This window comes from Fodinibius salinus (assembly GCF_008124865.1).
Taxonomy (GTDB): Bacteria; Bacteroidota; Rhodothermia; order Balneolales; family Balneolaceae; genus Fodinibius; species Fodinibius salinus.
Map to the genome: position 1 here is coordinate 54427 of NZ_VNHY01000004.1, position 22065 is coordinate 76491.

Genomic DNA, 22065 nt, shown 5'->3' on the forward strand with positions numbered 1-22065 from the left:
CAACAACTATTCATTAATAAAGTTAAGCATGCGTCCAAAGCGCGGTAACCAGCGTTCGCTGTCCCAAGAAAAATAGATCATGCCTGCCTTACCCACAATATGAGACTGAGGCACAAATCCCCAGAACCGGCTGTCCTGGCTGTTATCGCGATTATCACCCATCATAAAATAATAATCCTGTTTGATGGTGTAAGTATCCGTCTGTTTCCCATTAATAACAAACTGATTACCATTACGTTTTACATCATTCTTTTCGTATCGAGTGATAATATTTTCGTAAATATGGTAATTATCAGGTGTTAATGTAACTGTATCACCTTTCGACGGAACAACTACCGGAGGCAGATGGTGATGATTATTGAATCCCGATGAAAAGTTAAAGTCGGCACGACTGTATTCATTAAAATTATCGGGTAGTACAAAAGGCTTTACGTTATTTACTTCCGGCCAATTTTGTACCGTCTCAGCAACTTCTTTGGTCATATTTACCCGGTAACCATTGCCACCCTGAGAGCGCAGAAGCTGTCCACCGGCAGCACGTACTTTGGCAGAGCTTAACCGCACGCGATCCCGAACCTGTACCGCATATGTATTTTGGATCCCGGCAAAAGATTCGGCCGAATCACCATTAACGTAAAGCTGGGTATCATCGATTGAGAGTGTATCGCCAGGCATACCTACCGCACGTTTAATATAATTTGTCTTGGCTGCTATAGGTGATAAATCAATAGGATAATTAAATACAACAATATCGTTACGCTCTATCTCCTCAAAACCGGGCAGGCGGGTCCATGGCATCACAACGCCAGGCAAATACACATTTGTAAAAGGCACACCCAAGACCATAGGAGTTCGAGGACCATAATTGATTTTGGATACGATAAGAAAATCCCCCGTCAACAATGTCTTCTCCATCGAGGGCGTAGGAATACGATAGGCTTCAAAAAGAAACGTTCGAATAATCAGTGCGGCGATGACTGCAAAAAACAGTGCATCCATCCACTCCCTAAGCCATCCCTTAGCCTGTTTATTCTTCTTTTTAGTCCGCTGTTTTCGGCGTTTTTTGCGTTCTTCTTTCGAAAGTTGATCTGCCAATGTTTACTCCTTATCGTCCATTAATTATTGATCGTAATTTATGTCCATTCCGTTGGGAGATGATATTTTCTCAGTCTTATATTCACCGTTCTTATACTCCACTCGAAACCACTGCTCCCGCTCAGGAGAATAAAAATAATCACTATAGTCTCCCGGCTCTTCAATATTCATCAGTTTTCTAACAAAACTACGCTTAATTTGCGGCATCAGGTCAATATATTTGCTCGCTCCTCCAAAGACCAGCCCATCTGTAAACGGCCCGTCCACATCCAGTACCATCATCGGAATGCTGTCATTGACCGTAAACCAGTATTCGAATTGTATAGCCTTTCCAGGTCTAAACCCTTTTGTATTTATTAGGTCTTCAAGCGTTTTTGTAGGATTCCCAAAAGCAGCTTGTAGTTTTGCCCGAATCTTATTCGTTTTTATATCATCCAAATCGGTGTTGTCATATAGTCCGCGACCGGTCCAATTAATATCTTCGAATTGTTGCGAAAACTGCTCGTGCTGGTCCGCTGTTATTTTTTTAAACTCCGGTTTTTCAAACTGGGCATTTGCCACACTGGCAAATAACAACATACAAACTAGGAGCAAACAGCCCCGCATACGTTGCCGAAAAGAGGATTGCTGCAATTTATGTAGTCGTCCTGAAAGCATTATTTTCTTCATTTTGGCTAAATTAGCATACATTAGAGGTTACGAATTGTCATCATCCATCGACAATACAGCAAGAAATGCCTCCTGGGGTACTTCTACTGTTCCTACTTGTTTCATTCGTTTTTTCCCTTCCTTCTGTTTTTCGAGCAGCTTACGCTTTCGAGAAACATCGCCGCCGTAACACTTTGCCGTTACATCTTTACGAACAGCCGGGATTGTCTCACGAGCAATAACATTCGACCCAATAGCGGCCTGGATGGGAACCTCAAACTGATGACGATCAATTAAGTCTTTCAATTTCTTACATAACTTACGACCTAATTCATAGGCTTTGTCACGATGAACAATACTTGATAACGCATCCACCGGATCTTTATTAAGTAGAATATCCAAACGGACCAAATCACCTTCGCGATACTCCAGGAAGTCATAATCTAGAGACGCATAACCACGCGTACCACTTTTGAGGCGATCGTAAAAATCAAAAACTACTTCAGCCATCGGCAGTTCGTATTTAATCTCTACCCGTTGACTCTGCATGTGAAGCTGATTCACATATTTGCCGCGTTTTTCTTCGCACAAGGTCATTACCGGGCCAATGTAATCCGAGGGAGTTAATATACTAGCCTTGATATATGGTTCATACACTGCATCTATTTTATGCTGGTCGGGCATGTCCGTGGGACTGTCAACCGTTATTTTCTGTTGCTCCCCGTGCTCACTCATGAGTACTTCATATTCCACGTTGGGCACGGTAGTAATAATATCAATATCGAACTCACGGTCCAGCCGCTCTTGTACAATCTCCATATGCAGCATTCCCAAAAATCCGGCACGAAATCCAAAGCCAAGTGCTTTCGACGTTTCCGGCTGATAAGTAAGCGACGCATCATTAAGCTGTAGCTTTTCCAGTGCTGATCGCAGGTCCTCAAAATCATCGGATTGTGTAGGGAAAAGCCCGCTAAATACCATCGGCTTGGGCTCTTGATATCCCGGAATAGGCTCTTCAGCAGGATTATCAACCGACGTCACTGTATCACCCACTCGGGCATCATCCAGCGATTTTACGCTGCCTATCACATAGCCCACATCGCCAGCCTCCAGTTTTTCGGTCTGCTCTTTTTCGAGCTTGAGATAACCAATCTCTTCGGCTTCATATTCTTTCTGCGTTGCCATAAATCGGATAGCATCCCCCTTCTCGAGTGTACCCTCCATCACCCGTACATAAACAATAGAACCACGGTAACTGTCGTGAATGGAGTCAAAAATAAGGGCTCTCAGCGGCTCCTCAGATTTACGTCCCGGTGCGGGAATACGCTCGACGATCGCTTCCAGCAGCTCATCAACACCTTCACCGGTTTTGCCTGATACTTTTAAAATTTCCTCATGGTCACAGCCAATAAGATCCACTATCTGCTGACCTACACCTTCAGGATCGGCGCCCGGCAGATCAATTTTATTAAGCACAGGTACAATTTCAAGATCTTGCTCCATCGCCTGATAAAGCGTTGAAATAGTCTGGGCTTCAATCCCCTGAGCAGCATCAACCACCAGCAGTGCACCTTCGCATGCTTTAAGAGCACGAGACACCTCATAGGCAAAGTCAACATGCCCAGGTGTATCAATAAGATTAAAGAGTACCCGCTCCCCACTTGGCCGCTGGTAATCCATGCGGATAGCATGACTTTTAATAGTGATCCCCCGCTCGCGTTCCAGATCCATATCATCAAGAATCTGTTCCTGCATTTCGCGCTCAGTAATAGCACCGGTGCGCTCAAGCAAACGATCTGCGAGCGTTGACTTGCCGTGATCAATATGGGCAATAATACTAAAGTTGCGAATCTGAGTCATAAAGACGTGCCGTCAACAAAAATTGGGTTTCTGAAAAGAACGGTCAAGATACAAAAATGGCGAGGGCATTGCATACATATCCGTCAGAAAAGCAAAAATAATCTTAAAGCCCAATACCAGAAAGTATTGGGCTTTAAGAACAAATTTCTGATCTATTCATCACCACTGGGGATATCTATTGGATCCTGCTCTTCTGCTTCGGGACTTAGCAATTCAACATGGAAACGGAATTCTTCTTTTTCTATCGTCATAGTGTCATACATTTCACGAATCAGTTCAAACACTACTTCGGTCTCACCCCGAACACTTGTTGATAGATAATTTACATCCACTTCTACATCATGCTGAGCAACCAGCTCCAGCAAATAATCAATACTCTCACGCGGATCAGCCGCTCGAAGCGGGATGTAAGTAAATTGAGCCGTTGTAATCATAATATTATATCTCGATTAATTTTCTGTTATATCTTATTCAATTATAAGAATAATCGTTTAGGTATAATAGATCAATCACTAAAATAACCTAAATACTGCGATGGGGAACAATTATTATCGGCGGTAGTAAAAGTATATTTAATACCACTGTACAAAACTTATTAAATGTATAAGTCCGCATGCTCAAAAAATTGATTTATAATCCTATTATACAGTTTTCCCTCTTTACTCTCCTGCTTATTGTTTTCGTAGCGGCTATTTATGCCTGATTAGAACATTTTATCCCTACTCTAAACGAAATATGCAATTAGACTATTTCAAAAAGGTTTAACGTCGAAACAAATTTTAGCAGGTGGGGTTAAAATCTATTCTAATGAAAACATGAATAAATTTATACTGCTATGAAAAACATTTCGCTACTATTAACGATTATAATGACTCTTGCTATGGGATTTACCGCATGTGACAACACTGGATCTAATGGTGGAACAGGCACCATGGAAGTTACCATGACCGATGCCCCCACTAATTACGATTCAGTAAATGTCACCATTAACAAAGTGCGTGTTAACAAAAAAGAAAACGCAGAAACCGATAGTACAGAATCCGATGAGGAAGCTGAAGAAAACGGATGGGTTACCATCATGAATCAGCAGATGAAAATAAATCTACTAGAATTAACCAACGGTAACCAAATCATGCTTGGTTCCAAGGAACTAGAAGCCGGTACTTATTCACAAATTCGGTTTATTTTGGGTGACGATAATACCGTTACGGTAGATGGACAAACTCATCCCCTGCAAACACCCAGCGCAAAACAATCCGGGCTTAAGCTTAATGTAGATGCCGAAGTAGAAAACGGTGTAACCTACTCTCTACTTATCGATTTTGATGTTGCTCGGTCTATTGTAGAAAAAGGAAATGATGGATATTTGCTCAAACCGGTGCTTCGTGCGGTAAATCTTGCAGAAACTGGATCTATTGCCGGAAATGTACAACCCGCAGATTTTAACACCAATGTGCTCGCTGTGCTCGAAGGCGATACAGTAACATCTACTATCACCGCCGAAAATGGAACCTTCGAAATTATCGGCCTTGCTCCCGATAGTGACTATGAAGTTGTTTTTGATCCCAGCAGCGATCAGTATTCTGATTCTACACAAACCAATATTAAAGTAGAGGCAGGTAAAGAAACTGACCTTGATACTATCCAGTTAGAACAAAACAGTACTCTTTAACCCCTCAAGGTTAAATGATGAGTCAAAGGCTCTTGTCGCAAGGCAAGGGCCTTTTTTATTCGAACATCTTTGGCGGAATATTAAAACAAATTAATCCAAAATACCTTTAAATGGATTTTTGCTACGAAACATTACCGGCCTCAAAACAATTTGATTGACCTAAATTGAAGTCGAATAAAAAACCAATACATGAAACGATTATCATTACTAATTTCTGTTGTTTTAATTTCACTCTCATTGGCATTTACAGCATGTAATACTACAAATTCAGATGGTGAGGATGGAACACCCGATCCTGTTCCACCAAGCGAAGCGCAAAACGGGGAATGGACACTGGTTACCTCCTCAGTAGATAATACTATTCACGATGTGGTTATTACCCCCGAAGGAGCCTACGCTGTAGCAGAAGGTGGCATCCTACTTGAACGGACCCAAGAAGAATGGATTAAAGTTGTCGATAGCGGCGTATCCGGTAACGGCAACAACCTGTTTGGCTTAGCTAAAACTGCGGATGAAAATAAGCTCTGGATGGTTGGTTCCAGCGGAGCTGTAGGCGAATACAATATATCTACTGGCAATCTTAATGACTTTTCTCAGCCGATGGATGCATCCAACAATTTCAATGATGTTGCCGTCACCCGAAAGCCTGATGCCACTAATATTTACATAGCCGGAGATTCAGGACAAATGTATTACAATTTTGATGACGGCAAAGAAGGGAAATGGAACAGCGTTACCCCGGGTAATGGTTCTGCCATTAACGCGGTCGGATTTTTCAATGATCGGGAAGGGCACATTATTGATGCGAATCAATCAGTATTTGTTACCCAAGACGGCGGTACGTGGAACCAAGCTGGTATTGCCGATGCAGATGTTGATTTCGAAGGCATAGACAGTGACGGCACAAAAAACGTTCGGGTTTCCGGAGGCAATGGCATGATCTTTACATGGAATGGTTCGGAATGGATGTCCACCAGTGTAGCAGAGGCAACATTAATGGACATTGAAGTCGATGCTGAAGATCAGAGTGGGTATGCCGTTGGTGGTGGTGCCACGATAATTAGCTACAATGGATCCACTTGGTCACCCCAAGAAACGCCAACAACCGAAAATATCAATGCGGTTGCGCTGGGATCTGACACACAACCTGATATTGCAGTAGGTGCCGGTGGTACCATCTTGGAACGATAAGTCCGATATGGTAACTTTGCAGTAAGGCTCCCTTTTTAACGGGGAGCCTTTTTTTTGAAAATGTTTTTATCTCGAGGTCAGTTACAATAGCAGAATTAAATTTTTGCAGATAAATTATTTTTGTGGATGATTTACAAAAAATGTTATCTTAGATCTGATGCAAGAACAACAGTTCCATATTGATTCCCATCTCCATCATGGCGGTTCCCACCGTCAATAGCATCGCTTTAGGTAGCTAATACTACCCACATCTCCCGACATTTCTACAAAACTTTTCTCATTCAATATAATAAACTGTTGTTATGCAACGCACTGCCGACTCTAAGACTTCACTACGTATTGCCATTCAAAAATCCGGACGTCTGACCGATAAAACCATTGATCTGTTGAAAGGTATCGGTCTCCGTTTTGATGATTACAAACGAAATCTGCTGGTTAAATGCCGTAATTTTGATGTTGAGCTCCTGCTCATCCGCGACGATGACATTCCCGAATATGTACAAGACGGTGTTTGTGATCTTGGTTTTGTAGGAGCCAATGAAACACAAGAAAAAGGTGCTGATGTTACTGTACTTCGTGGTTTGGATTATGGCGTTTGCCGATTATCATTAGCTGTCCCTAAAGATGGTAACATCCAATCGGTTGAAGATTTTGAAGGAAAATCAATAGCAACAAGTTATCCCAATATAACCCAAAACTTTTTTAAAGAACGTAATATCAATGCTGATACGGTTACAATTTCGGGAGCTGTAGAAATTGCACCCCGCCTGGAAGTGGCCGATGCTATTTGTGATCTGGTATCTACCGGAAACACCTTAAAAGCCAACGGACTCCAAGAGTTAAAATCAATCTTGGAATCGGAAACGCAGCTCATCCGCACCAACAAAAAATTATCGCCAGGCAAAAAACAGCTTATTGACAAATTTTTGCAACGGATGGACGGGCACCAGCAAGCCGAGCGCAGCCGGTATATCATGATGAATGCTCCTGAAGAAGCAGTACCACGAATCAAAGAGATCATCCCGTCACTCAAAAGCCCCACTGTTATGCCCCTGGCTGATAACGGCATGGTGGCAATTCACACGGTTATCCCAATTGACGAATTCTGGATAGTAATGGAAAAACTAAAGACCGAGGGCGCAACCGGTATTGTTATCCTTCCTATTGAAAGTATGATATTGTAACCATGAGACAGTATACCTATAGCAACTTAACGGAAGAACAGATACAAAAGCTCTGCCAGCGGCCGAAGATGGATTTCAACTCTATCTTCGAGCAGGTTGAGCCTATTATCCAGCGTGTTACTGAGGAAGGTGACGATGGGATCAACCATTTCACTACTAAGTTTGATGGCGTTACCCCTGACCCGTTGGTCATCAGCCCTGAGAATCAACAGATCAATTTGGATAATAAAATTAAAGAGGCCATAGATACGGCATTCGATAATATCTATAAATTCCATAAGGCCCAGCTTCCTTCTACATTAGAAGTAGAAACCATGTCCGGCGTGGAGTGCAAACGTGTAACTCGTCCCATTCAGCGAGTGGGATTGTACGTGCCCGGAGGCACCGCCATTCTACCCTCTACCCTGATGATGTTAGGCATTCCCGCAATGTTGGCCGGTTGTTCTACAATTGCAATTGCAACACCGCCTCAAAAAGACGGCTCCATTGCTGATGAAATTTTGTATATCGCCCAAAAGGTCGGTGCTACACACCTACTTAAAGCCGGAGGGGCGCAAGCAGTAGCCGGAATGGCTTTAGGTACGGAGTCTGTGCCGAAGGTGGATAAAATATTGGGTCCGGGTAACCAATACGTAACTGCGGCTAAAATGATGCTTCAAAACAGTGAAGCACAAATAGCTATTGATATGCCGGCCGGACCATCAGAGGTACTGGTCATTGCTGATGGCTCTGCCAACCCAGAGTTCGTTGCTGCAGACTTACTTTCCCAAGCCGAACATGGCAAAGACAGTCAGGTGGTGCTGTTGGCTACTGCCAATTTTGATTGGAATACATGTAAGCAGGCCATTGCAAAACAAATGGACGATCTACCGCGCAAGGAAGTTGCTCAAAAAGCAATTGAGCAAAGTTTCAGCATTACAGTAGAAAATATTGAGCAGGCCTTTACATTTTCAAATCAGTATGCCCCTGAGCACCTGATCATCCAGTGTAAAAATCCACAACAATTTGAAGAAAAAATCATTAATGCTGGATCAGTATTCTTGGGACACTGGACCCCCGAGAGTGCCGGTGATTATGCTTCGGGAACGAACCATACATTGCCAACTTATGGCTATGCCCGGATGTTCAGCGGGGTCTCTGTAGATTCATTTATCAAGCAAATAACAATGCAGAAAATTACTGAGGATGGCTTGCAAGCACTTGGCCCCACGGTAGAAAAATTGGCCGAAATTGAAGGATTACAAGCTCATAAAAATGCAGTCTCTATTCGGCTTGCTGACATAAATAAGTAACACAACAAATACTTTTTAAGACGATGAGTAGTTCATTTAATATTGAAAATTTTGTTCGTCCTAATATTCGACAACTTGAACCTTACCACAGTGCTCGCGAAGATTTTGAAGATGGGTTGCTACTTGATGCCAATGAAAATAGCCTGGGTGCACCTTTTACTGATGACAGTAAGCTACATCGCTACCCGGATCCAGCCCAAAAAAGGCTGCGGGGGCTCATTGCCAAATGGCGGGGTGTTCGAAGGGAAAATATATTTACCGGAGTTGGCAGCGATGAGGGGATCGACCTGTTATTTCGCATCTTCTGCACTCCCGGTAAAGATCGGATATTAACGGTCCCTCCTACTTATGGGATGTACACCGTATCTGCTAATATTTACGATATTGCAATTGATGAAGTATTGCTGGAAGAAGAAACGTTCCAGCCACGGGTAGAGCCCATCCTAAATGCGACAACTCCAGAGACAAAGATTCTATTTCTCTGTTCTCCCAATAATCCAACGGCTAATACTTTTGAAGCTGACAGAGTAGAACAACTGGTGGAAAAATTCCCAGGTATTGTGGTAGTGGATGAGGCCTATATCGACTTTAGCGAAGAACCTAGCTGGACTTCAAAAATAGCTGAATATTCAAATCTTGTTGTTTTACAGACGATGTCTAAGTCGCTGGGCCTAGCCGGAATTCGACTAGGCATTACCTATGCTCAGGAACAGATTATAAATTATATGATGAAAGTAAAGGCCCCTTATAACATCAATAAATTAACGGCTCAAAAGGCCATCGAAGGATTACAAAATTGGGATACGGTCAGTTTTAAAATTAATGCCATCAAAAAGGAACGTAAACAGCTTGCTGAAAAGTTAAATCAACTGAATGCTGTGCAGAAAGTGTATCCCAGCGAAGCTAATTTCTTACTGGTCAAAATCAACAATGCCCGCACGCTTTATGAGCAACTCACTAAACGAGATATCATCGTCCGATATCGCGGTGATGAACCGCACTGCAACAGCTGCCTGCGGATTACAGTAGGAACGCCGGACGAAAACGAACGGTTAATTTCAGCATTACAAGACCTAACATCATGAATATCAGAATTTCTACAGCATCACTAATCGGTGAAAATGATGACATGCTATGGAGTGGCGCTCTCTATGGACTCAAGCGCCTGCAGGAAATGGATCATCAACTCTTTTTTATCCCAGATGATCTTTCCAAACAACAGCTTGCGTTGCTGGGAAACGAAGAAATTTCTGCCAGTGATATGGACCCCAATGCTGTTGACTTGCAAGTGATTACTGATAATGGCATCCTTAAGGTGATGGATACGAACGGTGCCGAGATCGAGTCCGCTAAAAACTGGATTATCCTGAGTACTAAAATTTGCTTCCCCTCGCGGAAAGCCTTTCTACAACGAACAACCTCTGAAACAGATATCGAAATAGCCCTCAATCTGGACGGCACCGGAGAAAACAGTATCGATACGGGACTTGATTTCTATGATCACATGCTGGAACAAATTGCCAAACACGGACTCATTGACCTGAATATCTCCTGCGACGGTGATTTGAATATTGATGAACATCATACTATCGAGGATGTGGCGATTTGCCTTGGTCAGGCGATAAATCAGGCATTGGGCGACAAAGTTGGTATTCAGCGATACGGATTTACGTTGCCCATGGACGAGTCGCTGGCTGAAGTAGCAATTGATTTTTCAGGCCGCCCTTTTTTGAAGTTCAATGGCGAATTTCAACGTAACATGGTTGGCGATTTCCCCACAGAAATGACGCAGCATTTCTTCTATTCGTTAACTATGAACCTGAAGGCTACCCTACACATTTCGGTACAAGGCGATAATGATCATCATAAAATTGAAGCCTGTTTTAAGGGGCTAGCAAGATGCCTGCGAACGGCTGTCAGTCGTAATGAACGAATAGCAAACATTTTACCCAGTACAAAAGACTTACTTGAATAATGATCGCAATTATTAATTATGAAGCCGGAAACTTGGCATCGGTATCCAATGCCCTTAGCCGACTGAATGCTAACCATATTGTTACCAACCAAAAGGAAGAGCTAAACCAAGCTGAAGGCATTATCTTTCCCGGGGTTGGTCATGCTGAACCGGCAATGGAATCACTGAGAACAAACGAGCTTGACCAATGGTTAAAAGATACCAATAAACCGGTTCTTGGCATCTGCCTGGGCATGCAGCTGCTGTATGAATCCTCAGAAGAAGGTAATTCTGAAGGGCTGGGACTCATCCCTGGTACGTTAAAAAAGTTCAATTCTGAAACCAAAAAAGTTCCACATATGGGATGGAATACTTTTACCGAAGTCAATACCGACCACCCACTAGTCAGTAATTTTGACGATTCGGAGTATTTCTACTTTGTGCACAGCTATTTTGCCCCAATCAACAAATATTCAATAGCCAATTGCCATTATATTCAAGACTTTACAGCTGTTGTTAGCAAGGGCAACTATATGGGAGTACAATTTCATCCAGAAAAATCGGGAAAGGCCGGATCACTGCTGCTTCAAAATTTCTTGGATTACGTGCACTACACCGATCTTGAAACCTAAACAGGCCAGTAGCGTCACCAGCGTCCCGTAGATCTTGCGATACCATATTCTCTGACCTGCCTATACCCTTCTTCGCACCTCCACCTTAACGGCTTGTAAATCTTATTTATAAAATTTAACTTATTGACTGAACATTCAGTCAACATAATATGGCACCGCGAACACCTGAACAAAACGAAAAAATCCGAGAGCAACGCAGCCAGAGTATCATTAATGCGGCGCTCAAGCTTTTTGCCGAAAATGGCGTTGCAAACACCAGTATCAGTCAGATTGCCAAAGAAGCTGATACATCCAAGGGACTCATTTATAACTACTTTAGCGGAAAAAGAGACTTACTTCATAATGTAATCCAAGAGGGTATGGAGAAGATGCCGTTGGATATGCCCGCTCCCCAAACCAAAATGCAAGCCCGCCAACAGCTCGAGCTTACCCTGGACCAAATGCATGAATTAGCAGTCGAGGGCAAACTCTTTTGGAAATTCTATGCAGAGCTTCTGTTCCAATTGGTTCGTAACGAAGAGCTTTCAAAGGAGTTTGAGGACGAGTTTAATTTATTTATCGACTTCTTTACAACACTGCTTGATTGTATGGACTACCCTGATCCACAGATCAACGGCCGTATCCTGGCTGCGAAGCTGGATGGTATACTTTTGCACGGTTTATATTACGACAACTATCCCACCAAACAGATTTTTGAACAGATAAAAAAAACATATCTGACCGATGAAACCAATGAACATCAATAAATCTCTTTCTTTAAAGTCCCTGTTAATACTTGGTGTGGCCTTACTATTTGCCAGACCTGCCCAATCGCAGGATGCTACTGAAATTGTCCGAAAGGCCAACGAAAAGATGCAGGGCAAGAGTTCACAGGTCAAAATGACTATGCAAATCGTGCGCCCAAACTGGGAGCGTAGCATCTCGATGAAAGCCTGGAGCAAGGGACAGGATTACAGCCTTATTTTAATTACCGGTCCGGCCCGTGATAAAGGATCGGCGTATCTAAAACGCGGAAATGAAATCTGGAACTGGCAGCCAAGTATCAACCGGACAATCAAGATGCCGCCTTCAATGATGAGCCAATCCTGGATGGGATCAGACTTTTCAAATAATGACCTAGTCCGCGAATCTTCTATCGTCGTGGATTACAACCACACCCTACTTGGTGATTCGACTCTTAGCGGATACGATAGCTACAAAATTGAAATGATCCCCAAGCCCGAAGCACCTGTAGTCTGGGGAAAGGTTATCTCCTTTATATCAAAGGACAAGTATATGCAGCTGCGGGCCGAATTTTATGATGAGGATGGCGAACTGGTTCGACTGATGAAAGGTTCAAAAGTAAAAGAGATGGACGGACGTATTGTCCCTACCCGAATGGAGATGATTCCCGTAGATGAGAAGGGCAACAAAACAGTTATCAACTATGATAAAATGGAATTTAATATTGACATCTCTCAGCGATTCTTTAGCATCCAGAATATGAAAAATGTAGAATGACACAGTAAAGAGTTCAACAATAATTAATTCTCTTTCTGTATGGCTGTCAACAAGATAATTACTAACAGAATTAACTTTCGATATCTGTTCACGGAATAACTGGTACGTAATATGCTGACTTTAAAGCTAGCTTGGCGAAATATTTGGCGGAACAAACGCCGTACACTTATCACGACGACTTCCATCATTATAGCGGTATTGCTTTCTTCAGTGATGCGTTCCATGCAAGAAGGACAGTACAAAGATATGATTGAAAGTACAGTCGGTACCTTTTCCGGCTATATTCAAGTACATGCTAAGGGGTATTGGGACGAGAAAACGCTGGACAACAGTTTCCAAGCTACCGATTCGCTAATGAAAAAATTGCAAACTCCTGAGGAGGTCTCAGGGGTTGTGCCACGTATCGAATCATTTGCTCTGGGCGCCGGCAAGCAACAAAGTCGGCCGGTGATGGTAATGGGCATTGATATCGAAACCGAACAACTCCTAAGCAAACCGAAGGAGCGGCTTCAAAAAGGGAGCTATTTTAAAAGCAATAGCGAACAATCCGTTCTCGTCGGCCATAAGGTGCTCCAGCGACTGAATATGCAGGTAGGGGACAGTCTTGTATTATTGGGACAGGGATTTCGCGGAATGAGCGCCACAGGGTTATATCCCATTAAAGGAACCCTGGAATTCCCTAATCCGGAAATGAATAAGAACCTTGTAATGCTGCCGCTGCAAACCGCCCAACACTTTTTAGCCGCTGACGAACGCTTAACAACAGCGGCATTTACTGTTGAAAATCCAGAGCATATTGCCCCCCTCGTAAACCAATTAAAGAGTAATCTTACTGATGATTATGAAGTGATGAGCTGGCGCGAAATGATGCCCTCACTCGTCCAAAGTATTGAGGCAGATCGCGGAAGTGGCTATATCATATTAGGGGTTCTCTATATGGTTGTTGGTTTTGGAATTTTAGGTACAGTCCTGATGATGGTTACCGAACGGACATATGAATTCGGCATCATGCTCTCCGTCGGCACTCCACAAGGTAAACTAGCTCGCATTTTGAGCATCGAAATACTATTCATCGCCATGCTGGGTAGCGCCATCGGCATTCTACTGAGTCTGCCTATTACTTGGTATTTTCACCTTAATCCCATTCAGCTTACCGGCGATATGGCTGTAGTAACAGAAAGTTATGGCTTGCAACCGATTATCCCCTTTTCGGTAGAACCCTCAATATTTCTTTCACAGGCACTGGTTATCTTTATTATCACACTTTCATTCAGCCTGATTCCCGTCATAAAAGCTAGCAATATTAATCCCGTAGAAGCCATGAGGTCTTGATTTATGTTTAGCACTATCATCAAACTTGGCTGGAAGAACATTTGGCGAAACCCCACGCGTAGTGCGGTCGTTATTATTGCCGTGCTTTTGGGTACCTGGTCAGGCATTTTCTTATCAGGATTTTTTACTGGGATGATGCAAGGCTATCTCGATAACCAATTTGAACTTACTGTCGGACATATTGAAATAAGCCACCCGCAGTTCGATGATATGTATAGCCCGGAATACTATGTTCCTAACTCTGATCAAGTAATCAGAGAACTTGATCAGCTATCCTATATTCAGGATATCTCAACACAAAGCCTTGCTACCGGCTTGGCACAAAGCGCGCGTAATAACTACGGTGCAACTATCCACGGACTCCATCCCGACAGCAATTATAGTATCAAAGAATACCTCAAAAAAGGATCGATGCCCGGGGCATCGCAAAAACGGAACCCAATTATCATTGGACAGAAACTGGCTGAACGGCTAGATATTAAACTGGACTCACGTATAGTACTCAGCTTTCAAGACAAAAACGGGGAAATCACTGGTGGAGCATTCCGGGTGGCAGGCATTTTTGATACGTTCAGCAATCCCTATGACGAAAGTAATGTGTTTGTCAACCGAAATGATTTAAACGGGTTGATGGAACTAAGTAATCAGGTTCATAATATTCGATTAACCCTCAGCGACTTTAGTCAGGCGCAACACTATACTCAGCAACTTCAGGACCAATTTCCAAATCTGCAGATTAAAACCTGGGGTGAAACAGCACCCGAACTGCAGTACATGTATGATATGACTGATCTTATGATGTATATCGTAATGGTGATCATCATCATTGCGCTAATTTTTAGTATCATCAACACCATGCTAATGGCCGTACTTGAACGTACCCGAGAGCTGGGGATGCTTCGCGCTGTGGGAATGAATAAACCCCGAGTGTTTTCGATGATTGTCTCCGAAACTGTATTTCTTACGATGGTCGGCGCCCCCATCGGTATGTTGTTGAGCTGGATCACGATCTCCTACTTTGGGGATGTAGGCATTGACCTGAGTATTTTTGCCGAAGGGCTTAGCGCTTACGGTTTTGGGACCGTCATTTATCCGTACTTGCCTAATATGTACTATCTGAATATCACACTGATGATCGCCGGAGCTGCCCTGCTTTCAGCATTGTATCCCGCTTTCAAGAGCTTGCAACTAAATCCTGTAAAAGCAATCAGAAAATTCAATTAAAAACCCTATTCCACCTAAACCTCAAATTCGGCTATAAAATTACCCGTAACACAGAAAAAGTAACCTGCAACGTCTAACCCGAAATCCTGCAACACGAATCACCAAAACCATGGCTGTTATAGAAACCACGGAACTTACAAAAGTGTATAACTCAGATCAGGTACCTGTTCATGCTTTACGAGGAGTAGACCTGACAATCGAAAAAGGAGAGTTTACGGCCATTGTCGGTCCCTCTGGATCGGGTAAAACGACATTGCTAAATATTATCAGCGGCCTTGATGAACCTACCAAAGGCAAAACCGTAGTACAGGGTACGGAGCTCAATACCTTATCCGACCGTGAACTCATCGACTTTCGACTACATCATATCGGATTTGTCTTTCAGGCCTATAATCTAATTCCAGTGCTTACCTCAATCGAGAACGTTTCGTTTGTGATGCAGATGCAGGGACGTCCGACCAAAGAGTGCCGCGAAAAGAGCAGAAATTTATTAGAAGCTGTTGGATTGGGAGACAAAATCAACAAACGTCCCTCAGAGCTTTCCGGCGGACAACAACAGCGTGTAGCCGTTGCACGTGCCTTGGCTTCCAAACCTGACTTTGTACTGGCCGATGAGCCCACAGCCAATCTCGACTCCGTATCTTCAGCAGATCTTCTTGATATGATGGCTGAACTCAACGAAAAAGAAGAAATGACTTTTGTTTTTTCAACTCATGATCAGCGGGTAATAGATCGTGCACGGCGGGTGGTTACGCTCGTAGATGGTAAAATTGATAAGGATGAAATACGAAAATAAGTATGCTGAATTACTACATAAAGTTACAGAAAGAAGTCTTTCATAGTTTTCTGAACCTTCTTTATAACTCTTTGTGCAAGAGCTTAACATGTTTAAGTCTGATAGCCGCGATAATATTTTTTAGCACTCATACCATAAATGCCCAAGGTAACAGTGAATTCGATGTTGAACTCAGTGGCTATCTAAAAGAGCTTGGTAAACTTTCAGTTAGTAATAATTTTTCCACCGCACGATACGATAACATTCTGCATCACCGCATCGAAAGTGACTGGACATTATCAGATCATTTTGAATTCAGGGCAGATTTGCGAACACGGTTACTCAATGGCTATACGGTCAATAACACTCCGGGATTGGAACAAATCTACGAGCGGGATGACAACTATTTTGATTTGTCTTGGGTCTGGTTTAGCACCGACCACTCGCTGATGCACTCCAATATCGACCGCCTACACCTTAGTTATATTAACGGTCCATGGGAGGTACATGCCGGCCGCCAGCGCATCAACTGGGGGCGCACGTTGGTTTGGAATCCCAATGACTTGTTTAACAACTATGCTTTTCTAGATTTTGACTACGAAGAACGTCCCGGCGTGGATGCCATCAGCGCGCAATACAATTGGAGCTATGCTTCAAACGTAGAAGTTGGCTACCGCATCGCTGACAGCTGGGAGCGATCCGTGCTGGCCGGGATGGTCCGTACGAGCTTGGGCAGCTACGACATCCAGTTTACCGGCGGGCACTACCTAGACCAACTGACTATAGGAACGGGATGGGCCGGCTATCTGGGGGATACCGGCTTCAAAGGTGAAATCTCATACTTCCATCCCGAAGAGCAGTTTGTTGAACAAACAGGACATTTTACTGCTACAACAGGATTTGACTATATACTTTCAAGCGGTATTTATTTACAGAGCGAACTACTTTACAACGGAGGCTATAATTCCCAGGCCAATCCGCTTAATATACTTACACAGCCACCATCTGCTGATAATCTCTTTGTCGCAAAATCGGGCTTTTATCTCAGCGGCTCCTACCAAATTCATCCATTGGTGAATAGTAATCTAGGATTTATGAGCAGCTTTGATCGCCCCATGTTTATCGTAATTCCACAAATCACAATATCAGCAACCGAAAATCTGGATCTGTTATTCCTCTCTCAGCTGCTGAAAGGGGCGGTATTTAATCAAACCATCGAAACTCCCAACCTGTTTTATTTCCGAGTCAAGTGGTCGTATTAACAGTTACCAGATACTGCTAATCTTTTACTACTTCGGTTCTACAACTTCATAGTTGAACTCATCGGTAAACGTACGCCCAAACATATCAGTTACACGTATCTCGACGGTATATTCACCAAGCGATAAATCATTGGGCACCCAGGTTTTCCATAAGTGCGTGGACTTCTCGGGGTTGGCGGGGCGCTTGCCTTTGGGTAAAGTCTTTGAGTTATCCCACTCGTACTGCAATTCAATCGCATGCGGGTCACGCTCCGATACCTTACTCATCGGTCGCCACTGTTCATGGTCTTGAAGTTTATATTCCACCGTTGTGTATTCACTTCCCAAAAAGTAATTAACATAAAACTGTGGCGTCGGCCAAGAATTTTGAGCCACAACGTCCGGTCCCCAAATGCTCATCTTGAAATCGGCTGGCTTACCTGCCACCTTGTAATCGATCGTGAATGTATTGCCATCAACATTTAACATGGCATAGCCATTGGGTGTGCCATCCGCCATGAGCGCAGGCGGAATACCATCCTCACCGAGAATGCCCGACCACCAGCTGCCGCCCGAAGCTCCTACGTTATAATGCATATGAGGGGTTATCCGCTGCCAACCTTGTTCGGGACCAAAAAAGTGAATTTGCTGAGTATGGGTGTGGCCGGACAATGACAGTGTATGAGAATAATCTTTCAGCAGGCTAAACAATTGCCGCCGGCTATTTTCTTTGAACGATCCAAAAAGCGGTACATGAAAAGCCAGTACCACCAGCCGATCTTTTGAAACATGCTCAAGATCATTTTTGACAAACAGCAGCTGATCTCTCGTCAAGGTGTAATGCATTCTTGCATCATCCTCGGTGGGATAAATCATATCATCAAGGATGATGAAGTGGGCCTTGCCGTGATTGAACGAATAGGTAGCTGGCCCAAACGTTGCCTCAAATGTTTCATCGGCATGTCGGTCTGTTTCGGCATCCAAATTAATATCATTGTTGCCATATACATTAAACCACGGGATCCCGATCTTGGCAACCGACTTACTATACAGGGGATACAGATCCATATCTCTACCGACAAGATCTCCCAGTGTAATGCCAAAATCATAGCTCGTTACATCCTGAAGTTCTGCTACAATATCACGATCAAAATATTCCACTTCTTTTTTTGTATACGGCTGTGGATCACCAAAAAGAAGCACGCTGAATTGGTTATCCTTTTCACCTTTCAAAAGCGGAAAGTTCACCGATTCCGGAAGCGGACCTGTTGGCTCAACTCCATCATAGTTTAACTCAGGCGAACCTTCAGGTTTGTGTAAATAGTAAAATTTTGGATGGTTTTGCTCATCAGTGGGCAATCGGTATCCCGAGGGCTTGATGACAAAAATATTCCCTTCCATTTTGCCAATATCCAGCGAATAGCGGCCCTCATCATCAGTAAGCACTACCTCCCGTCCATTGGAAACGGATACCTCAGGAATCCCTTCCTCACTGGGATCCATCCTCCCGTTATTATTCTCGTCCAGAAATACAGTTCCTGTGGCTGTTTCTTGAGCTTGTGCAGGCAGTGTACAACAGGTCAGAGTGCTAAAAATAAGAAAGAACAACTGTTTCATATTAATTGATGTCATCATTCCAACTCTTACTTTTATCTATAATAACCTAATTACTTTAGCCATTCTTAACAATATCTATTGCTATATCCTTAACGTTTTTTATTCTCCCCACATACTGTAACACAATTAAATCTAATACTGTATGAATTTAAAAACGATATATCCGAACTACCTCTGAATTAAAACTGACGAGAAAAATTGCCAGTACAATGCGTTTACTATTCACACTATTTTATTGCTTTCTTTGTGTTCTTAGTGTCCATGCCCAATCAGAATGGGAAAAACATCAGAGTCCGGTACAGGCCGATTTGCACAATGTCTTTTTTACTAATAATTCGGTGGGTTGGATCGTAACTCACAATACAGGTACCATACTCCATACAAAAGACGGCGGGAAAAACTGGTTTATTCAAGCTCAGAAGGATTCAATGTTTTTTGAGGATATCCATTTTTTGAATGAGCAAAAAGGTTGGGTTTCCGGCGAACATGGTCTCCTTTTTAAGACAACCGACGGCGGGAAAAACTGGTCGAGCCATAAAATTTCTAAAGATGATGCATGGATTTACGGAATCCATTTTCATGATAAAAATCACGGCATAGCTGTTGGTCTTCGTGAAAAAGGACCAACGACACTATTTTTGGAAACTCAAACAGGTGGTACTGAATGGAATGATGTCACTCAAAAAGTACCCGCTTCGTTTTATGAACCAATATCATTTATTAATAAGCAAAGAGGATATGTAGCCGGGGGCAAAAAAATAATTTACACACCCGACAGCGGAAAGACTTGGGAAACTCAATTTTCCGATACTACTTCGAATTCCAAGTGTAGAGAAGCTATCCGTGGATTAACTTTCGCAAACAATAATATTGGGTGGGCCGTTGGCCACTGTGGACTTGTTCTCAGAACTCTGGATGGGAAACAATGGAAACGACTCGATAAATTTACAACAAACCGACTGAGAAGTATTGCATTTCTCAGCAAATCGGAGGGATATATTGTCGGAGACAGTAATAATGAGCCGGGTGTACTCTATCACACTCAAGACGGCGGCCAAACATGGAGCACCGCCTTAAAAGATACTACTGACCTACACCGAGTTGAACTTACGGAAGAGAAAATATGGGTCGTCGGCGATAACGGCACAATTTTGTCGAAATCCCGATAAGATAGACAGGTTCAGCTTATCGCTCCGGTTTAACTACCTTGTAGGTATATTCATCGGTAAACGTACGGCCAAACATGTCGGTCACCAGTATCTCGATGGTATGTTTACCAAGCGATAAATTGTTGGGTACTCCTGTTTTCCAGAGATGTGATGAAGAAACCGGATTCGACGGACGCTTACCTTCAAGTACGGTATCGGATCGATCCCACTTCTGTCGCAACGCTGCCACATGCGGATCTTGCTCTTCCACTTTATTCATGGTGCGCCAGTCACTTTGTTCACCCTTCACTCGATATTCGACTTCAGTATACTCATTTCCCATAAAAAAATTCACAAAAAGCTGCGCGCCATGCCATGAATTTTGTGGAACAACCTCTGGTCCCCACAAGCTCATCTGGTAATCAGCGGGCTTATCAGCAACTTTATAATCCAGCGTATAATCATTGCCATTGATATTGAGCATTGCATATCCGTTTGGCGTACCGTCGCGCATCAACGTATGGGGAATACCACGCTCATCAGCTACGCCCGACCACCAATCTCCGCCGGTAGTACCCACATTGTAATGTACATGAGGATTAACGAGATGCCACCTTTCATCCGCATCAAAGAAACGAAATTGCTGTATATGGGTGTGGGCCGAAAGCGATAAGGTGTTTGGATAATCTTCGAGCAGGTCAAACAGTCGATCCCGATTCTCAACACGGAACGTCCGTCCCGATTCATCGGGCAAAAAGATGGGAATGTGGAATGCAATAATTACTAAACGATCGTCCGGCACGTGTTTTAAATTATTTTTAATAAAGGTGAGTTGACGATCAGTAAAACCACCGATATATCCCGACTTCCCATCCTTTCGAGGATAAACGACATCATCCACAATGATAAAGTGAGCATCACCGTGATTAAACGAATACGTAGCAGGACCAAAGGTAGCCTCGAAAGTCTCATCGGCAAGAGAATCACTTTGTACATCAACATTCATGTCGTGATTGCCATACACATTGAACCATGGTACTCCAATTTTAGCAACTGATTGAGTATAGGGCTTAAACAGATCTAAGTTGTCACCCACAATATCGCCGAGTGTGATACCAAAAGCGTAGCCTCTGGCATCCTTCAACTCCGATACAATATCCCGATCGAAATACTCCACTTGCTGACGCGTGTAGGGCTGGGGATCCCCAAATAACAACACCCTGAACTCCTCTTTGGTATCAGCTTTTAGCAACGGAAAATTGATTTCATCAGGCAAATTTTCCGTCGGCGAAACGCCATCAAATTCTAGTTCTGGAGATCCTTCTGGCTTATGCAGATAATAAAACTGTGGACGATTTCGCTCATCAACCGGCAGGCGATACCCTGATGGTTTAATAACAAACACTTTGGCATCATTTTCGTCAATGGATATGGAATATTCCCCATTCTCATTGGTAAGCACAACCTCTTTGCCGTTGGATACTGGAACTTTAGCCATGCCTTTTTCACCAGAATCGAGTATTCCATTACCATTTGAATCGACAAAAACGGTTCCCTTTGCTGTATCTTGCGCCACTCCTTGAGATACCGAAACCAAGCAAAAGAAAATAATGAGTGAAATTAATCGGGTATTCATAACAAATCATTAATTAAAATTGGGTTCCAAAACCTACCAAAAATCAAAGATCTTTGTTTAACGT

General features: G+C 43.1%; 20 protein-coding genes. 14 read left to right on the forward strand and 6 right to left on the reverse strand.

What is annotated here, in order from left to right; translation table 11 throughout:
• Window positions 1-6: 6 nt before the first annotated feature.
• From lepB to LX73_RS10910, 4 genes are all read right to left on the reverse strand, one after another.
• Window positions 7-1095: a signal peptidase I gene (gene lepB, locus LX73_RS10895; RefSeq protein WP_246138241.1), complete on the reverse strand. Its 1089-nt coding sequence runs from the start codon at window positions 1093-1095 to the stop codon at window positions 7-9.
• Window positions 1096-1119: 24 nt separating this feature from the next.
• On the reverse strand, window positions 1120-1764 hold the full coding sequence (locus LX73_RS10900; RefSeq protein WP_246138242.1) for a hypothetical protein: 645 nt from the start codon (window positions 1762-1764) through the stop codon (window positions 1120-1122).
• Window positions 1765-1791: 27 nt separating this feature from the next.
• The gene (gene lepA / locus LX73_RS10905; RefSeq protein ID WP_148899546.1) at window positions 1792-3603 is read right to left on the reverse strand and encodes a translation elongation factor 4; all 1812 of its coding nucleotides are present in this window, start codon (window positions 3601-3603) and stop codon (window positions 1792-1794) included.
• 152 nt (window positions 3604-3755) lie between these two features.
• Window positions 3756-4037 carry a hypothetical protein gene (locus tag LX73_RS10910; RefSeq protein WP_148899547.1) on the reverse strand — a complete coding sequence of 94 codons (282 nt, stop codon included), beginning with the start codon at window positions 4035-4037 and terminating at the stop codon, window positions 3756-3758.
• Window positions 4038-4438: 401 nt separating this feature from the next.
• On the opposite strand from LX73_RS10910, the gene LX73_RS10915 reads away from it, so the two are divergent.
• The 13 genes from LX73_RS10915 to LX73_RS10975 all read left to right on the forward strand — a co-directional run bounded on the left by LX73_RS10915 (window position 4439) and on the right by LX73_RS10975 (window position 17621).
• A complete protein-coding gene (locus LX73_RS10915) occupies window positions 4439-5275 on the forward strand; it encodes a DUF4382 domain-containing protein (protein ID WP_148899548.1) in 837 nt (278 codons plus the stop codon).
• 189 nt (window positions 5276-5464) lie between these two features.
• A complete protein-coding gene (locus LX73_RS10920; RefSeq protein WP_148899549.1) occupies window positions 5465-6466 on the forward strand; it encodes a YCF48-related protein in 1002 nt (333 codons plus the stop codon).
• A 302-nt stretch (window positions 6467-6768) separates the two neighbouring features.
• Window positions 6769-7650: an ATP phosphoribosyltransferase gene (gene hisG, locus LX73_RS10925; RefSeq protein ID WP_148899550.1), complete on the forward strand. Its 882-nt coding sequence runs from the start codon at window positions 6769-6771 to the stop codon at window positions 7648-7650.
• Between the two features lie 2 nt (window positions 7651-7652).
• On the forward strand, window positions 7653-8942 hold the full coding sequence (gene hisD / locus LX73_RS10930) for a histidinol dehydrogenase (RefSeq protein WP_148899551.1): 1290 nt from the start codon (window positions 7653-7655) through the stop codon (window positions 8940-8942).
• A 23-nt stretch (window positions 8943-8965) separates the two neighbouring features.
• Window positions 8966-10027 carry a histidinol-phosphate transaminase gene (gene hisC / locus LX73_RS10935; protein ID WP_148899552.1) on the forward strand — a complete coding sequence of 354 codons (1062 nt, stop codon included), beginning with the start codon at window positions 8966-8968 and terminating at the stop codon, window positions 10025-10027.
• Window positions 10024-10917: an imidazoleglycerol-phosphate dehydratase HisB gene (hisB, locus tag LX73_RS10940; protein WP_148899553.1), complete on the forward strand. Its 894-nt coding sequence runs from the start codon at window positions 10024-10026 to the stop codon at window positions 10915-10917. The genes hisC and hisB overlap by 4 nt, the downstream gene beginning before the upstream one ends.
• Window positions 10917-11528 carry an imidazole glycerol phosphate synthase subunit HisH gene (hisH, locus tag LX73_RS10945; protein ID WP_148899554.1) on the forward strand — a complete coding sequence of 204 codons (612 nt, stop codon included), beginning with the start codon at window positions 10917-10919 and terminating at the stop codon, window positions 11526-11528. The genes hisB and hisH overlap by 1 nt, the downstream gene beginning before the upstream one ends.
• 149 nt (window positions 11529-11677) lie before the next feature.
• Window positions 11678-12274: a TetR/AcrR family transcriptional regulator gene (locus LX73_RS10950; protein ID WP_148899555.1), complete on the forward strand. Its 597-nt coding sequence runs from the start codon at window positions 11678-11680 to the stop codon at window positions 12272-12274.
• Window positions 12261-13028 carry an outer membrane lipoprotein-sorting protein gene (locus LX73_RS10955; protein ID WP_148899787.1) on the forward strand — a complete coding sequence of 256 codons (768 nt, stop codon included), beginning with the start codon at window positions 12261-12263 and terminating at the stop codon, window positions 13026-13028. The genes LX73_RS10950 and LX73_RS10955 overlap by 14 nt, the downstream gene beginning before the upstream one ends.
• Before the next feature lie 111 nt (window positions 13029-13139).
• Window positions 13140-14360, forward strand: coding sequence for an ABC transporter permease (locus tag LX73_RS10960; RefSeq protein WP_148899556.1), 1221 nt, complete (start codon window positions 13140-13142; stop codon window positions 14358-14360).
• A 3-nt stretch (window positions 14361-14363) separates the two neighbouring features.
• Window positions 14364-15584, forward strand: coding sequence for an ABC transporter permease (locus tag LX73_RS10965; RefSeq protein ID WP_148899557.1), 1221 nt, complete (start codon window positions 14364-14366; stop codon window positions 15582-15584).
• Window positions 15585-15693: 109 nt separating this feature from the next.
• Window positions 15694-16380: an ABC transporter ATP-binding protein gene (locus LX73_RS10970; RefSeq protein ID WP_148899558.1), complete on the forward strand. Its 687-nt coding sequence runs from the start codon at window positions 15694-15696 to the stop codon at window positions 16378-16380.
• Between the two features lie 71 nt (window positions 16381-16451).
• Complete coding sequence (locus LX73_RS10975) at window positions 16452-17621, forward strand: hypothetical protein (RefSeq protein ID WP_148899559.1); 1170 nt, start codon at window positions 16452-16454, stop codon at window positions 17619-17621.
• Window positions 17622-17648: 27 nt separating this feature from the next.
• Here the strand turns inward: LX73_RS10975 and LX73_RS10980 are convergent, their stop codons facing one another.
• Window positions 17649-19235 carry a calcineurin-like phosphoesterase C-terminal domain-containing protein gene (locus LX73_RS10980; RefSeq protein ID WP_211359419.1) on the reverse strand — a complete coding sequence of 529 codons (1587 nt, stop codon included), beginning with the start codon at window positions 19233-19235 and terminating at the stop codon, window positions 17649-17651.
• Between the two features lie 191 nt (window positions 19236-19426).
• On the opposite strand from LX73_RS10980, the gene LX73_RS10985 reads away from it, so the two are divergent.
• The gene (locus LX73_RS10985) at window positions 19427-20386 is read left to right on the forward strand and encodes a WD40/YVTN/BNR-like repeat-containing protein (protein ID WP_148899560.1); all 960 of its coding nucleotides are present in this window, start codon (window positions 19427-19429) and stop codon (window positions 20384-20386) included.
• A gap of 16 nt (window positions 20387-20402) precedes the next feature.
• Here the strand turns inward: LX73_RS10985 and LX73_RS10990 are convergent, their stop codons facing one another.
• A complete protein-coding gene (locus tag LX73_RS10990; protein ID WP_148899561.1) occupies window positions 20403-22001 on the reverse strand; it encodes a calcineurin-like phosphoesterase C-terminal domain-containing protein in 1599 nt (532 codons plus the stop codon).
• Window positions 22002-22065: the final 64 nt, after the last annotated feature.

Coding starts and splice junctions, on each gene's coding strand:
- LX73_RS10900 (WP_246138242.1), bottom strand. CDS start 1,764: ATGAAGAAAATAATGCTTTCAGGACGACTACATAAATTGCAGCAATCC.
- lepA (WP_148899546.1), bottom strand. CDS start 3,603: ATGACTCAGATTCGCAACTTTAGTATTATTGCCCATATTGATCACGGC.
- LX73_RS10910 (WP_148899547.1), bottom strand. CDS start 4,037: ATGATTACAACGGCTCAATTTACTTACATCCCGCTTCGAGCGGCTGAT.
- LX73_RS10915 (WP_148899548.1), top strand. CDS start 4,439: ATGAAAAACATTTCGCTACTATTAACGATTATAATGACTCTTGCTATG.
- LX73_RS10920 (WP_148899549.1), top strand. CDS start 5,465: ATGAAACGATTATCATTACTAATTTCTGTTGTTTTAATTTCACTCTCA.
- hisG (WP_148899550.1), top strand. CDS start 6,769: ATGCAACGCACTGCCGACTCTAAGACTTCACTACGTATTGCCATTCAA.
- hisD (WP_148899551.1), top strand. CDS start 7,653: ATGAGACAGTATACCTATAGCAACTTAACGGAAGAACAGATACAAAAG.
- hisC (WP_148899552.1), top strand. CDS start 8,966: ATGAGTAGTTCATTTAATATTGAAAATTTTGTTCGTCCTAATATTCGA.
- hisB (WP_148899553.1), top strand. CDS start 10,024: ATGAATATCAGAATTTCTACAGCATCACTAATCGGTGAAAATGATGAC.
- hisH (WP_148899554.1), top strand. CDS start 10,917: ATGATCGCAATTATTAATTATGAAGCCGGAAACTTGGCATCGGTATCC.
- LX73_RS10950 (WP_148899555.1), top strand. CDS start 11,678: ATGGCACCGCGAACACCTGAACAAAACGAAAAAATCCGAGAGCAACGC.
- LX73_RS10955 (WP_148899787.1), top strand. CDS start 12,261: ATGAACATCAATAAATCTCTTTCTTTAAAGTCCCTGTTAATACTTGGT.
- LX73_RS10960 (WP_148899556.1), top strand. CDS start 13,140: ATGCTGACTTTAAAGCTAGCTTGGCGAAATATTTGGCGGAACAAACGC.
- LX73_RS10965 (WP_148899557.1), top strand. CDS start 14,364: ATGTTTAGCACTATCATCAAACTTGGCTGGAAGAACATTTGGCGAAAC.
- LX73_RS10970 (WP_148899558.1), top strand. CDS start 15,694: ATGGCTGTTATAGAAACCACGGAACTTACAAAAGTGTATAACTCAGAT.
- LX73_RS10980 (WP_211359419.1), bottom strand. CDS start 19,235: ATGATGACATCAATTAATATGAAACAGTTGTTCTTTCTTATTTTTAGC.
- LX73_RS10985 (WP_148899560.1), top strand. CDS start 19,427: ATGCGTTTACTATTCACACTATTTTATTGCTTTCTTTGTGTTCTTAGT.
- LX73_RS10990 (WP_148899561.1), bottom strand. CDS start 22,001: ATGAATACCCGATTAATTTCACTCATTATTTTCTTTTGCTTGGTTTCG.